Origin of the sequence: Cereibacter ovatus (assembly GCF_900207575.1) — a bacterium.
In the GTDB taxonomy this organism is placed as follows: Bacteria; Pseudomonadota; Alphaproteobacteria; order Rhodobacterales; family Rhodobacteraceae; genus Cereibacter_A; species Cereibacter_A ovatus.
Genome location: NZ_OAOQ01000008.1, coordinates 19,415 through 32,780, shown reverse-complemented (window position 1 = coordinate 32,780; position 13,366 = coordinate 19,415). Strand labels below are relative to the sequence as shown.

Annotated in this window: 16 protein-coding genes; 12 read left to right on the top strand and 4 right to left on the bottom strand. The window is 66.8% G+C overall.

Going from position 1 to position 13,366, the window contains the following annotated elements; all coding sequences use genetic code 11:
• Position 1 precedes the first annotated feature (1 nt).
• The 3 genes from CRO07_RS10325 to CRO07_RS10315 form a co-directional block, all read right to left on the bottom strand.
• Positions 2 to 1,009 carry a YeeE/YedE family protein gene (locus CRO07_RS10325; protein ID WP_235840971.1) on the bottom strand — a complete coding sequence of 336 codons (1,008 nt, stop codon included), beginning with the start codon at positions 1,007 to 1,009 and terminating at the stop codon, positions 2 to 4.
• Between the two features lie 55 nt (positions 1,010 to 1,064).
• A complete protein-coding gene (locus CRO07_RS10320; protein ID WP_097030616.1) occupies positions 1,065 to 1,421 on the bottom strand; it encodes an ArsR/SmtB family transcription factor in 357 nt (118 codons plus the stop codon).
• An 87-nt stretch (positions 1,422 to 1,508) separates the two neighbouring features.
• Positions 1,509 to 1,847, bottom strand: coding sequence for a thioredoxin domain-containing protein (locus tag CRO07_RS10315; RefSeq protein WP_097030615.1), 339 nt, complete (start codon positions 1,845 to 1,847; stop codon positions 1,509 to 1,511).
• 88 nt (positions 1,848 to 1,935) lie between these two features.
• On the opposite strand from CRO07_RS10315, the gene CRO07_RS10310 reads away from it, so the two are divergent.
• From CRO07_RS10310 to CRO07_RS10255, 12 genes are all read left to right on the top strand, one after another.
• Positions 1,936 to 2,673: a cytochrome c biogenesis CcdA family protein gene (locus tag CRO07_RS10310; RefSeq protein WP_097030614.1), complete on the top strand. Its 738-nt coding sequence runs from the start codon at positions 1,936 to 1,938 to the stop codon at positions 2,671 to 2,673.
• 12 nt (positions 2,674 to 2,685) lie between these two features.
• On the top strand, positions 2,686 to 3,240 hold the full coding sequence (locus tag CRO07_RS10305; RefSeq protein WP_097030613.1) for a SoxW family protein: 555 nt from the start codon (positions 2,686 to 2,688) through the stop codon (positions 3,238 to 3,240).
• 90 nt (positions 3,241 to 3,330) lie between these two features.
• The gene (gene soxX / locus CRO07_RS10300) at positions 3,331 to 3,801 is read left to right on the top strand and encodes a sulfur oxidation c-type cytochrome SoxX (protein WP_097030612.1); all 471 of its coding nucleotides are present in this window, start codon (positions 3,331 to 3,333) and stop codon (positions 3,799 to 3,801) included.
• A gap of 22 nt (positions 3,802 to 3,823) precedes the next feature.
• Positions 3,824 to 4,240, top strand: coding sequence for a thiosulfate oxidation carrier protein SoxY (gene soxY / locus CRO07_RS10295; RefSeq protein ID WP_097030611.1), 417 nt, complete (start codon positions 3,824 to 3,826; stop codon positions 4,238 to 4,240).
• A 17-nt stretch (positions 4,241 to 4,257) separates the two neighbouring features.
• A complete protein-coding gene (soxZ, locus tag CRO07_RS10290) occupies positions 4,258 to 4,587 on the top strand; it encodes a thiosulfate oxidation carrier complex protein SoxZ (protein WP_097030610.1) in 330 nt (109 codons plus the stop codon).
• Positions 4,588 to 4,663: 76 nt separating this feature from the next.
• A complete protein-coding gene (gene soxA / locus CRO07_RS10285; RefSeq protein ID WP_097030609.1) occupies positions 4,664 to 5,515 on the top strand; it encodes a sulfur oxidation c-type cytochrome SoxA in 852 nt (283 codons plus the stop codon).
• Between the two features lie 84 nt (positions 5,516 to 5,599).
• Entirely contained in the window at positions 5,600 to 7,288 is a 1,689-nt protein-coding gene (gene soxB / locus CRO07_RS10280) for a thiosulfohydrolase SoxB (protein WP_097030608.1), read from the top strand.
• 13 nt (positions 7,289 to 7,301) lie between these two features.
• The gene (soxC, locus tag CRO07_RS10275; protein ID WP_097030607.1) at positions 7,302 to 8,564 is read left to right on the top strand and encodes a sulfite dehydrogenase; all 1,263 of its coding nucleotides are present in this window, start codon (positions 7,302 to 7,304) and stop codon (positions 8,562 to 8,564) included.
• On the top strand, positions 8,548 to 9,171 hold the full coding sequence (locus CRO07_RS10270; protein WP_097030606.1) for a c-type cytochrome: 624 nt from the start codon (positions 8,548 to 8,550) through the stop codon (positions 9,169 to 9,171). Before soxC ends, CRO07_RS10270 begins: the two co-directional genes overlap by 17 nt.
• Positions 9,171 to 9,866: a c-type cytochrome gene (locus tag CRO07_RS10265; RefSeq protein ID WP_097030605.1), complete on the top strand. Its 696-nt coding sequence runs from the start codon at positions 9,171 to 9,173 to the stop codon at positions 9,864 to 9,866. Before CRO07_RS10270 ends, CRO07_RS10265 begins: the two co-directional genes overlap by 1 nt.
• 37 nt (positions 9,867 to 9,903) lie before the next feature.
• Positions 9,904 to 11,157 (top strand): NAD(P)/FAD-dependent oxidoreductase, encoded by a 1,254-nt coding sequence (locus CRO07_RS10260; protein WP_097030604.1) that lies wholly within the window; start codon positions 9,904 to 9,906, stop codon positions 11,155 to 11,157.
• Complete coding sequence (locus CRO07_RS10255) at positions 11,154 to 12,035, top strand: MBL fold metallo-hydrolase (RefSeq protein WP_097030603.1); 882 nt, start codon at positions 11,154 to 11,156, stop codon at positions 12,033 to 12,035. Before CRO07_RS10260 ends, CRO07_RS10255 begins: the two co-directional genes overlap by 4 nt.
• A 40-nt stretch (positions 12,036 to 12,075) precedes the next feature.
• Here the strand turns inward: CRO07_RS10255 and CRO07_RS10250 are convergent, their stop codons facing one another.
• Positions 12,076 to 13,143 (bottom strand): YeeE/YedE family protein, encoded by a 1,068-nt coding sequence (locus CRO07_RS10250; RefSeq protein WP_097030602.1) that lies wholly within the window; start codon positions 13,141 to 13,143, stop codon positions 12,076 to 12,078.
• Between the last annotated feature and the right edge of the window lie 223 nt (positions 13,144 to 13,366).

Below are 13,366 nucleotides of genomic sequence, written 5' to 3'. Positions count from 1 at the left end.
GCTAATCGGGCTGAAAGCCCCCGATCAGGTGCCGCAGCCCGATCAGCGCGCCGACCAGGATCGCGGCAAGGGTGACGGGTCCGCTCCAGGCGAGGGTGGCAAAGCCGGTGATGCCTTGGCCGATGGAACAGCCCATCGCCACCACGCCGCCCACCCCCATCAGCGCCGCACCCGAGACCTGCCGACCCAGTTCGCGCGGGTCTTCGCAGGCCTCCCAGCGGAACAGGCCGCGGATAAGCGATCCGCCCATCGCCCCCAACATCACCCCCGCGACCGATCCGACCGAAAAGGTGATCCCGCCCGCGGTCGAGGTCATCAGGAAGATCAGCGTCCGCCCGATCGGTGCGGTGTAGGACGGGCCTTCGACCGTGACAGCGCCCAGGCTGGTCCCGGCCAGCCAGCTGGTTCCGGCCAGCGCCCAGACCACCGCCAGCCCCGCGGCCACCCCCCAGCCCAGAAGGCGCCGGTCACGCCGCAGCGGCCCGTGCGACAGGGCCCAGGCAAAGGCCGCCGCCGCCAGCGCCAACGCCACAGGCAGCACAGGAACCCCCAGCGCCGCCGGGCCTTGTGGCCCGGGGGCGGGCCCTTGCGGAAACAGCGCGATGCGCAGCGGCGCCAGCGGCCCCGACAGCGCCAGAAAGCCGAAGATCCCCATCACCACCACGATCACCATCGACCGCAGGTCGCCGCCTCCGAACCGCACCAGCGCGCCAAAGCCGCAGTTCCCGGCCATCGCCATGCCATAGCCGAACATCAGCCCGCCGGCGATGCTGGCCCAGGGGTTCCAGATCATCTGATGGTAGATGGTGGCGCCAAGGTCGATCAGCCCCGCCACGGCCAGCAGATGCGTGCCCAGAAGAGCCGTGCCCAGCACGATGCCCCACAGCCGCAACCGCCGCTGATCGCCGCCATAGACGGCGGTTTCCACCGCGCCCAGGGTGCAGAAATCCCCCAGCCGTGCGGCAAGGCCCAGCACCGTGCCGCTGACCAGGCCGACAAGTGCGGCCATCGCCCCAAAGGGCAAGCCTTCCATCATCCACCCCCCCCTTCTGCCCGGATGCGGGTCAGACCCTGTCCCCGGGGCCGCAGAACAGCCGGGCCAGCAGGCGCACCATATGCTCTACCTTCGGGTCGAGGATGGAATAGAAGATCGCCTGACCCTCGCGGCGGGCACTGACCAGACCTTCCAGACGCAGGCGGGCAAGCTGCTGGCTGACCGCAGCCTGCCGCGAAGACAGCAGGGTTTCAAGCTCCATCACGCTTTTGGGGCCGGTGGTCAGATGGCACAGGATGGTCAGCCGCCCCTCATGCCCCAGCGCCTTGAGAAAATTGGCCGCCGCATCGGCCTGGGCCACAAGGTCCGCGGGCAGGGCGTCTTCGTTGCCCGCCGCTTCGACCCGTTCTGCCTGTTGCCGCGCCATGCGCCCCGTTCCCGTCCGATCCGCGTCAGGAATGCCACGAAAATCATGCCACCTTCCAGTGGCGATTTGGTCTGCCGGCGCCGCAGGTCAGCCGCCGGCGGCCAGCATCTGCCCCAGAAGCGCCCAGAAGAACGCCTCACCCGGATAACCTTCGATCCGCCCCAGTTCGCGGCCGTCCGCGGCCAGCACGAAGGTGGGGGTGAAATGCGGCGGCGGTGCGATCTTGATGCCGTCGGGTTGCTGACCCAGACGCACCCGCACCAGAGGCGCGGCGCGGCCCTCGGGGGTGCGGTGGTAAAGATGGCCCACCTCTGCCTGCCAGCGTTCGCACCAGATGCAGCCGGGCTGCTCGAACAGCAACAGCCGCGTTTCGGCGCGGGCGGGCAGGGCCAGAAGCAGGGTCAGCAGAAGGGCGCGGAACAGCATGATTGACGACCGCCTTTTTATATCGAAATATCGTAATGTATTTTGTCGCCGCCGCAAGCGGCATCGTATCGGTCCGGGGGGAACCGCGATGTTCGAAATAAGCTACGGCGCCGCGGCCGTGGCGGGGCTGTTGTCGTTCCTGTCGCCCTGCATCCTGCCGATGGTGCCGTTTTACCTGTGCTACATGGCCGGGATGTCGATGGCGGAACTGCGCGGGGCGGATACGATCGCCCCCGGGGCGCAACGGCGGCTGGTCGTCTCGGCCATGGGCTTCGCGCTGGGGGTGACGACGATCTTCGTCCTGCTGGGGCTGGGCGCCACCGCGCTTGGCGGCGCCTTTCTTCAGTGGAAGGCGCAACTGTCATGGGGGGCGGCGGCGGTGCTTTTGCTGTTCGGGCTGCATTTCCTTGGGGTTGTGCGCATTCCGTTCCTGTATCGCGAGGCGCGGGTTCAGACCTCGGCCCGGCCCAGCTCGGTCGTTGGCGCCTATGTGATGGGGCTGGCCTTCGGCTTTGGCTGGACACCCTGCGTCGGCCCCGCGCTGGCGGCGATCCTGATGATCGCCGGCGGCATGGGCGAACTGTGGCGCGGCGCCAGCCTGCTTCTGACCTACGGGCTGGCGATGACGCTGCCCTTCGTGATCGCGGCACTGTTTGCGCGGCCGTTTCTGGCCTGGGTCGGGCGGCACCGCCACCACCTTGGCCATGTCGAAAAGGCGATGGGCGCCATGCTGATCCTGTTTGCCGTGCTGATCGCCACCAATTCCGTGAACCGCATCGCCGAGTTCATGATCCGCCATCTTGACTGGAGCGGCACCCTCACCTGAAAGGAGCGGAAGATGAGACGATTCGCACTTGCCGCCGCACTGGCGGCAACCCTGCCGGCGCAGGCCGCCGAACTGGGCGATGACGGGCTGCACAAGCCCGACTGGCTGCGCGAGACCTTCAAGGATCTGCGCGAGGATCTGGCCGAGGCCAACGCCGAAGGCAAACGCCTGATGGTGACCTTCGAACAGCGCGGCTGCATCTACTGCACGAAGATGCACGCAGAGGTGTTCCCCGATCCCGAGATCGAGGCCCTGATCCGCGACCACTACTTCGTGGTGCAGATGAACCTGTTCGGCGATACCGAAGTGACCGATTTCGACGGCACGAAACTGACCGAAAAGCAGGCGGCGATGCGCTGGGGGGTGATGTTCACGCCGACGCTGATGTTCTTTCCCGAACAGGTGCCCGAAGGGATGACTGCGCAGCAGGCGGCGGTGGCCTCGATGCCGGGGGCCTTTGGCAAGGGCACCACGGCGGCCCTTCTGACCTGGGTCCGGGATCATGGCTATCAGTCGGGCGAGAACTTCCAGAAATTCGTGGCCCAGCGGATGAACGCCGCCGACTGATATAGTATGCAAGAATTGTAATATCTTTATTGCCAGACTCGAACCGATGCGCTTATCCTTCGAGTCGGAGGAAGTCAGGGGGGAAACAGCATGAGGCACCAGTGGATGCTGGGCGCGGTGGCGGCTTGCCTTGCGGCACCCGCGGCCGCCGAGATCACGCCGACAGAGGTGCGGTTCGACAACGGCGCCGTCGCGCAATCGCTGACCGGCGTGCCGGGCGATCCGGCGGCGGGGGCAAAGCTTCTGTCGTCGCGCGCCGATGCGAACTGCGTGGCCTGCCACATGATCGCGGCACAGCCCGACGTGGCGTTCCAAGGCGATGTCGGCCCCGCGCTCGACGATGTGGCCTCGCGCTATTCCGAGGCGCAACTGCGCGGAATCGTGGCCAATTCCAAGCTGACTTTCGCGGGCTCGGTGATGCCGTCGTTTTACAAGGTCGGCGGTCATGTCCGGCCGGGTGACGGCTTTACCGGCAACCCCGCGCCCGCGGATCTTGGGCCGATCCTGTCGGCACAGCAGGTCGAGGATCTTGTCGCCTATCTGCTGACGCTGAAGCCCTAGGCCAGACACCAAGGAGGAACACATGAAGCTTTCAAGACGCGAAACGCTGGTGCTTGGGCTGGGCGGGCTTGCGGCCCTGACGCTGCCCCTGCCCGCGACGGCGGCGGTGGACGAGGCGATCGCCGCCTTCACCGGCGGCGCCCCTCTGGGTGACGGCGGCATCACCCTGACCGCCCCCGAGATCGCGGAAAACGGCAATACCGTTCCGGTCGCGGTCAGCGCGCCGGGGGCGGTGGCGATCACGCTTCTGGCCTCGGGCAACCCGGTGCCGGGGGTTGCAACCTTCGCCTTCGGCCCGGCCGCGGGATCGCGCATGGCGGCCACGCGCATCCGTCTGGCCAAGACGCAGGATGTGATCGCGATCGCGAAACTGGAAAACGGCAGCTTCGTTCAGGCGAAGGCCACCGTCAAGGTCACCATCGGCGGCTGCGGCGGCTGACAGGAAAGGGAACAGACATGGCCGACAATGCCAAACCCCGCGTGAAAGTGCCCAAAACCGCCACCCCCGGCGAGGTCGTCACCCTGAAGACGCTGATCAGCCACCAGATGGAAAGCGGCCAGCGCAAGGATGCCGACGGCAACACGGTCCCGCGCTCGATCATCAATCGTTTCACCTGTGATTTCAACGGGGTGAATGTGATCGACGTGACCATGGAACCGGCGATCTCGACCAACCCCTATTTCGAATTCGACGCAAGGGTGGATGCCTCGGGCGAGTTCACCTTCACCTGGTATGACGATGACGGCTCGATCTACGAAGACCGCAAGTCGATCGAGGTCGCCTGAGATCACCGATCATCCGGGGCCGCGCGCCCCCGGTCGTCCGTGGGGAGGCGGGCGGCCACATCAAGGGAGGAATGCCATGCGACTGCTTTCCGGCGGCGTGACGCTTGCCGCTGTTCTGCTGGCGGGTGCGGCCAGTGCCGACCCCGATCCGACCGCGACCCTGATCGTCAACGACCAGATCGAGATCGCCACCCGCGCCCCCGCGCCCGACCATCTGAAGGACGTGTTCGACACCGTCCAGTCCGGCTGGCTGTATCGGACCGAGGAAACCCGCGCGCTTCAGATGGACGATTTCGACAATCCCGCGATGGTGTTCGTCGATCTTGGGCTGGAACAGTGGGATGGCGTGGACGGCAGCGAAGGCAAGTCCTGCGCGTCCTGCCATCAGGGCATCGACAGCATGAAGGGCGTTCGCGCCTCGATGCCGAAGGTGAACCCGGCCGGCAACGATCTGTGGTCGCTGGAAAATTTCATCAACGCCTGCCGCACCCAGCGGATGGGCGCCGAAGAATGGAAATGGAACTCGGACCCGATGAAGCAGATGACCGCGGCGATTTCGCTTCAGTCGCGCGGCATGGCCTCGACCATCCGGATCGATGGCGCGGCCGAACCCTACTGGGAACAGGGGCGCGAGATCTACTATACCCGCTACGGCCAGCTTGAACTGTCCTGCGCCAATTGCCACGAACAGAACGCCGGCAAGATGATCCGCGCCGACCACCTGAGTCAGGGCCAGATCAACGGCTTTCCCACCTACCGGCTGAAGGATTCGGGCATCGTCTCGATTCACGGCCGCTTTGTCGGCTGCATCCGCGATACCCGCGGCGAGCCGTTCAAACCCGGATCGCCCGAGTTTCGCGCCCTGGAACTTTACGTCGCCTCGCGCGGGATGACCCTGCCGATCGAGGGGCTGTCGGTCCGTCACTGAACCCCGCCGGCCCGTCCCGGCCCCACAAGGATACCCCCCGACGCGCCCGCGCGACCGGGAAAGACGTGCCCGAAGGAGAATGCCATGATCTCGCGCCGCGAATTCCTACAGGCAAGCCTTGCCGCCTCGGCGATCCTGACCGGGGCGGGCCTTGGGCCGTGGTCGCGGCTGGCCGCGCAACAGCGGCTGACGCAGGATCAGCTGCTGGCGTTTCCAGATTTCGGCAATGTCACGCTGATCCATGTCACCGACATCCACGCCCAGCTTCGCCCGGTCTGGTTCCGCGAACCCGAAATCAATCTGGGCGTGGGCGAGGCCAAGGGGCGGGTGCCGCATGTCACCGGCGCCGATTTCCTGAAACTGTATGGCCTGACGCCGGGCAGCCCCGAAGCCTATGCCCTGACGCATCAGGATTTTGTGGCGCTGGGGCGGGCCTATGGCCGGATGGGCGGGCTGGACCGTATCGCCACCGTGGTCAAGGCGATCCGCGCCGCGCGGCCCGATGCGCTGCTGCTGGATGGCGGCGATACCTGGCACGGGTCCATGACATCGCTGCTGACCAAAGGGCAGGACATGGTCAATGCGATGAATGCGCTTGGCGTGGATGCCATGACCTCGCATTGGGAATGGACCTATGGCACCCGACGCGTGCACGACATTGTCGACGCGCTGCCCTTCCCCTTCCTTGGGGCCAACATCTTCGATGTCGAATGGGACGAACCCGCCTTCGCCCCCTATGAAATCTTCGAACGCGCCGGCACCCGCATCGCGGTGATCGGGCAGGCCTTCCCCTACATGCCCATCGCCAACCCCGGCTGGATGTTCCCCGAATACAGCTTCGGCCTGCGCGAGGAACGGATGGCGCAGCTTGTGGACGAGGTCCGCGCCAAGGCCGATCTGGTGGTTTGCCTTAGCCACAACGGCTTTGACGTCGATCGCAAGATGGCGGCGCGCGTTCGCGGCATCGACGTGATCCTGTCGGGCCATACCCATGACGCCCTGCCCGAACCCGTGCTGGTCGGGCAGACGATCATCGTGGCCTCTGGCTCGCACGGGAAATTCGTCAGCCGCGTCGATCTGGACGTTCAGGCCGGCCGCATGACAGGGTTCCGCCATCGGCTGATCCCGATCTTTGCCGATGCCATCGCGCCCGACCCCGACATGGCCGCGCTGATCGATGCCGAACGCGCGCCCTTCAAAGCCCGGCTTGAGGAAGAACTCGCCACCACCGAAAGCCTGCTGTATCGCCGCGGCAATTTCAACGGCACATGGGACGACCTGATCTGTCAGGCGATCCTGTCCGAACGCGATGCGCAGATCGCGCTGTCGCCGGGCGTGCGCTGGGGGCCCAGCGTGATGCCGGGCGAGGCCATCACCCGCGAGGCGCTGATGGGCGCGACCTCGATGACCTATGGCCAGTGCTACCGCACCGAAATGACCGGCGACCGCCTGCGCGAGGTGCTGGAAGACGTGGCCGACAACCTGTTCAACGCCGATCCCTATTACCAGCAGGGCGGCGACATGGTGCGCACCGGGGGTCTGGGCTATCGGATCGATGTCTCGGCGCCGATGGGGGCGCGGATCTCGGACATGGTGCTGCAATCCACCGGCGAGCCGATCGAGCCCGCGCGCAGCTATGTCGTGGCCGGCTGGGCCTCGGTCAATGAAGGGACCGAGGGGCCGCAGATCTGGGATGTGGTGGAAAGCCATCTGAAGAAGATCGGCACCGTGCGGATCGCGCCGAATGACTCGGTCGTCATCGCCGGCGCCTGACAGGGAAAACAGCATGACAGACAGCAACGCCACGGGGCCGAACCGCCGCCATTTCCTTGCCGCCGCCGCCGCGGGCAGCGCGCTGGCCGCCACCGCCGCGCGGGCCGCCCCCCCCGACCCGCGGATCACCGAGGTGCAGGACTGGAACGTCAGCTGGGGCGACGGGGTGGATGCCACGCCCTACGGCCTGCCGATCCATCACGAAGCCGAGGTGATCCGGCGCAACGTGCCGTGGCTGACGGCGGATGCGGTCTCGTCGGTCAACTTCACCCCGATCCATGCGCTGGAAGGCACGATCACCCCGCAGGGCTGCGCCTTCGAACGCCACCACGCCGGCGCCATCGACCTGCCCAAGGCGGACTATCGGCTGATGATCCACGGCCTTGTCGATCGCCCGCTGGTGTTTTCCTATGACGACCTGGAACGCTTCCCGCGCCAGAACCACGTCTATTTTCTGGAATGTGCCGCCAACAGCGGCATGGAATGGGCCGGCGCGCAGTTGAACGGCTGCCAGTTCACCCATGGCATGATCCACAACATGGAATACACCGGCGTGCCGCTGCGGGCGCTGCTGGCCGAGGCCGGCATCCGCCCCGAAGGCAAATGGCTGCTGGTGGAAGGCGCCGACGCCTCGGCCATGAGCCGCTCGCTGCCGATCGAGAAGGCGCTGGATGACGTGCTTGTGGCCTACAAGGCCAACGGCGAGGCGCTGCGCAAGGAACATGGCTATCCCGTCCGGCTGGTGGTGCCGGGATGGGAAGGCAACATGTGGGTCAAATGGCTGCGCCGGATCGAGGTGGGCGACGCGCCATGGGAACACCGCGAGGAGACCTCGAAATACACCGACACGATGGCCGACGGCCGTTCGCGCCGCTGGACATGGGAGATGGACGCCAAATCCATCATCACCTCGCCCAGCCCGCAGGCGCGGGTCAATCACGGGCGGGGTCCGATGGTGATCTCGGGGTTGGCATGGTCGGGCCGCGGCGCCATCCGCGCGGTTCACGTCTCGCTGGACGGGGGCCGGAACTGGCAGCAGGCCCGGCTTTCGGGGCCGTCGCATGACAAGGCGCTGCATCGGTTCTACCTGGATATCGACTGGGACGGGTCGGAACTGCTGCTGCAATCGCGCGCGGTGGACACCACCGGCTATGTCCAGCCCACCAAGGATCAGCTGCGCGCCATCCGTGGCGTGAACTCGGTCTATCACATGAACGGAATCCAGACCTGGCTGGTCAAGCCCAACGGAGAGGTTGAGAATGTCGAGATTTCCTGAGACGCTCGCCCTGATCCTGTGCGCGGGCACCGCCACCGCGGGCGACCTTGGTCGCCCCGCGCTGCCGCAGGAAATCGCCGCATGGGATCTGGACATCCGCCCCGATGGGATGGGTCTGCCCGAGGGCGCCGGCGATGTGGCCACCGGCGAGGAACTGTTTTCCGAAACCTGCGCCGCCTGTCATGGTGAATTTGGCGAAGGGGTGGACCGCTGGCCGAAACTGGCGGGCGGCGATGGCACGCTGGCCGATGACGACCCGCAAAAGACCATCGGCAGCTACTGGCCCTATCTGTCCACCGCCTGGGATTACATCCACCGCGCCATGCCCTTCGGCAATGCCCGCAGCCTTGACGCCGATCAGACCTATGCGATCCTGGCCTATCTGCTTTATTCGAACGACCTTGTGGACGAGGATTTCGTTCTGTCGCGCGACAGTTTTCTGACGGTCGCGATGCCCAATGCCGATGGCTTCTTTCCCGACGATCGCGCCACCACCGAACTGCCGCTGTTCTCGCAACCGCCCTGTATGGCCGACTGCAAGCAAGAGGTGACGATCCGCATGCACGCGACCGTTCTTGACGTGACGCCGGACGACGCGGCCGACTGATGATCCGGGCCGCGCTTGTCCTTGGGATGATGCTGACGGGGGCGGCCACGGCCGGCCCCATCGGCGATGCGGACCGGGGGGCGGCGCTGTTTCAGCGCCAGTGTTCGGCCTGCCACCAGATCGGCCCCGAAGCGATCAACCGCGTCGGCCCGCGCCTGACGGGCCTGTTCGGCCGCCGCGCCGGATCGGTCGAGGGGTTCGACTATTCCAAAAGCATGGCGCGGATGGGCAGCGATGGCCTTGTCTGGACCATGCAGACGCTGGACGCCTATATCGAAAACCCCAAGGTGCTGGTGTCGGCCACACGGATGCGGTTTCGCGGGCTTCAGGACGAACAGGCCCGGTCCGATCTGATCGCCTTTCTGCGCGAATGGTCCGACCGCCCGCGCGACATCCCCGAGGCCGAACCGACCGCGCGCCGCAGCACGCCGCAACTGTCGCCCGAGGTTCTGGCCATCCGCGGCGATCCCGAATTTGGCGCCTATCTGTCGTCGGAATGTTCCACCTGCCACCAGCGCGACGGCTCGGATCAGGGGATTCCCTCGATCACGCACTGGCCGCCCGAGGATTTCGTGCTGGCCATGCATGCCTACCGCCAGAAACTGCGGCCCCATCCGGTGATGCAGATGATGGCCGGCCGCCTGACCGAAGAGGAAATCGCCGCACTCGCCGCCTATTACGCGGGGATCGACTGACAAGCGCAGGGAGGCGCTTCACATGACAGGACCAGTATTGCGAGTCACACGCCGGACATTCATCGGCACAACCGCGGCCGCCCTTGCCGCGCCCGCCGTGTTCGGCCAGACCAAGCCCCGCGTCGTGGTGATCGGCGGCGGGCCGGGCGGCGCCACCTGCGCCCGCTATCTGGCCAAGGACAGCGGCGGCGCACTGGATGTGACGCTGGTCGAGCCGAACGCCCGCTATACCACCTGCTTCTTCTCGAACCTGTATCTGGGCGGGTTCCGCGACTTTGACAGCCTTGTGCATGGCTATGACGGGCTGGCGGCGGCGGGGGTGACCATTGCCGCGACCACCGCCGAAGGGGTCGACCGCGACACCCGCCGCGTGACGCTGGGCAGCGGGGATGTGCTGGAGTATGACCGGCTGGTGATCTCGCCCGGGATCGATTTCCGCGACGGCAGCGTTCCGGGCTGGTCCTTGGCCAATGCCGAGGTGATGCCCCATGCATGGAAGGCCGGGCCGCAGACCAAGCTGCTGAAATCCATGGTGGAATCGATGCGGCAGGGCGGCACCTTCTGCATGGTTGCACCGCCCAACCCGTACCGCTGCCCGCCCGGCCCCTATGAACGGGTGTCGATGATCGCGCATCTCTTGACGCAGACGAACCCCACGGCCCGGATCCTGATCCTTGATCCAAAGGACAAATATTCCAAACAGGCCCTGTTCGAGGAAGGCTGGCAGACCCACTACCCCGGCATGATCGAATGGCTGGGCCCCGACATGGGCGGCGGCGCGGTCGAGGTCCGCCCCGCCACGATGGAAGTCGTGATCGACGGCGAGGCCGAAAAGGTCGATGTCTGCAACGTGATCCCGGCGCAGATCGCCGGGCGGATCGCGGAAATCGCGGGCCTGTGCGACGAAACCGGCTGGGTGCCGGTCGATCCGTTGTCGATGGCCTCGCGGGTGGATGCGGGGGTGTTCGTGGTGGGCGATGCCTCGGCGCAGGGCGACATGCCGAAATCGGCGTTCTCGGCCAACAGTCAGGCCAAGGTGGCGGCGATGAAGATCCGCGGAGAGCTGACCGGATCGCGGGTGTTCCCGGCGAAATACACCAACACCTGCTGGTCGCTGATCGCGCCCAAGGACGGGGTGAAGGTCGGCGCCTCGTACGAGCCGACGCCGGAAAAGATCGCCAGCGTCGAAAGCTTCATCAGCCAACCCGGAGAGCCGGCCGAGCTGCGCCGCGCAACCTATGAGGAAAGCCTTGGCTGGTATCAGGGCATCACCGCGGACATCTTCGGATGAGGCTGTCGCGCCGCCATTTCCTGACCGCCGCCGCGGGGCTTGCCGCCTCGCGGCTGTGGGCTGGCAGCACCCTGACCGGGCCCGGCTTCCGGCTTGACACGCTGTCCGACGGCCATCTGGTGGTGCCGCCCGACTTTCTGCTGGGCGACATGGCCGATGCGGCGGGCTATCTGGCCCGCCACGGCCTGCCGCAAGACCGGCTTTCGCCGCCCTGCAACGTCACGCTTTTGCGCGACGGTGTGCGGACGGTGCTGTTCGATGTGGGCGCAGGCCCCGATTTCATGCCGACGGCGGGCAAACTGTCCGAGGCGCTGGCCCTGCTTCAACTGGCGCCCGACGAGGTGACCCATGTGGTCTTTAGCCATGGTCACCCCGATCATCTGTGGGGCATGCTGGACGACTTTGACGAGCCGGTGTTCCCCAATGCCGAACATCTGTTCGGCGCGGTGGACCATGCCTACTGGACCGACCCGGCCACGCCCGGCACCATCGGAGAGGCTCGCCAGACCTTTGCCGTCGGCGCGGCCCGCCGGCTTCAGGCGATGGCGGGGCGGCTGGCGCTGTTTCAGGACGGCCAGGAGGTGCTGCCGGGGGTGGTTGCGCTGATGACACCGGGGCACACGCCGGGGCACATGGCCTTTTTGCTTGATGGGGTGCTGATCGCGGGGGATGCCATCGGAAACGCTCATATCGGGTTTGAACGCCCGCTGCATCGCGTGCCCTCGGATCAGGAACCGGGGCAGGGCGCCGAGACACGCGCCCGGCTGCTGGATCGGGCGGCGGCGGACAGGCTGACGCTGGTGGGATTTCACCTGCCCGAAGGCGGGATCGGTCAGGTCGAACGCGCGGCCGAAGGGTTCCGGTTCGTCCCCGCCTGACCGCGGGGCTGCCGCCTTGGCGGTGCCAAGGCTGACCGGATCAGGCGGCCTGTCCCGCGGGGCTTGCTGCCTGATCCACCAGCCAGTCGGTCGCCACCGCGCCGACCCACATGCAGATCAGCGCAATCCAGGCCGTCGCCACGAAGATCGAGGTTCCGCTGACCCCCGCCCCGATGGCGCAGCCCCCCGCCAGCATCGCGCCAAAGCCCATCAGCACCGCGCCGATCATTGATCGCCGCATCGCGGGGGCGCCGTCAAAGCCCTGAAATTTCAGCTCTCTCCCCCAGGCTGCGGCAAGGAAAGCGCCCAGAAACACCCCCGGCACAAGGCCGATGTCAAAGCCCAGATCGGGCGCCGGCACCAGAAAATACATCAGCGTATTCGCCGATGGCCCGCTGAAGGTGGCAGATGTCACGCTGACCGGATCAAAACTGACCTGCGCCAGTTGCCACGTCAGCACCCACCCCAAGGCCGCCGCAAACCCCACCCCCGAGGCGAAGATCAGCGTCCCCGCCCCGATCCGGTTCCTGCGCGCCAGCCACAAGGCCAGCACCGCCACCGCCAGTCCGGGCACAAGACCGGCCCCCGCCGGAAGGCCCGACACCTCCAGCAGATCGACGTTGCGCCCGCCCGGCGTCACCCAAAGCTGCGCGATCCATTCGCGCAGCGGGGCAAGCCAGCCATGCAGCGACATCTGCGCCACCACCGCAAAGATCAGCCCCGCCACGACCGAGCGCAGGTTGCCCGTCGCCGCCAGCACCAGAAGCCGGCCCGAACAGCCGCGCGCCAGCACCATGCCCGCGCCGAACAGCACCCCGCCGATGATCGCGCCGGACCATGATCCGGTCACCGCCATCATCCGGGCATCGGCATCGCGAAACAGCCCCAGCGCCGCCGCGCCCTGCACCCAGACCATCGCGGTCGAGAATGTCAGCAGCCAGACCGCCATCCGCTCGCCCAGCTGGCCGCGGGCGAATTCCACCGTCGCCGCGCGCAGACAGAAGGCCGACCGCTGCGCGGCGATGCCGAAGGCCAGCCCCGTCAGCAGCCCGAACAGCGCCGCCACCCGGCTTTCGCCCAAAGCATCGATCAGGGGAACGATGTCCATCCGGTCACTCCGCGGTTTTGGCGACATTAGCGGCAAAAGGTTGATGCGCCCTTGACGCAGATCAGCCCCCGGTGGTGCCGCCCCCGCCACCCCACCCCGCAACGCGCAATCATCGACGGATGGCGCTGGCTTTGGCAGGATGACCGCCGCGACATCGGGCCTGCGCGGGCCGTCTTGATGGCGGGGCAGGGGCGCAACACCCTGACCGGCCGCGGCACCCCGG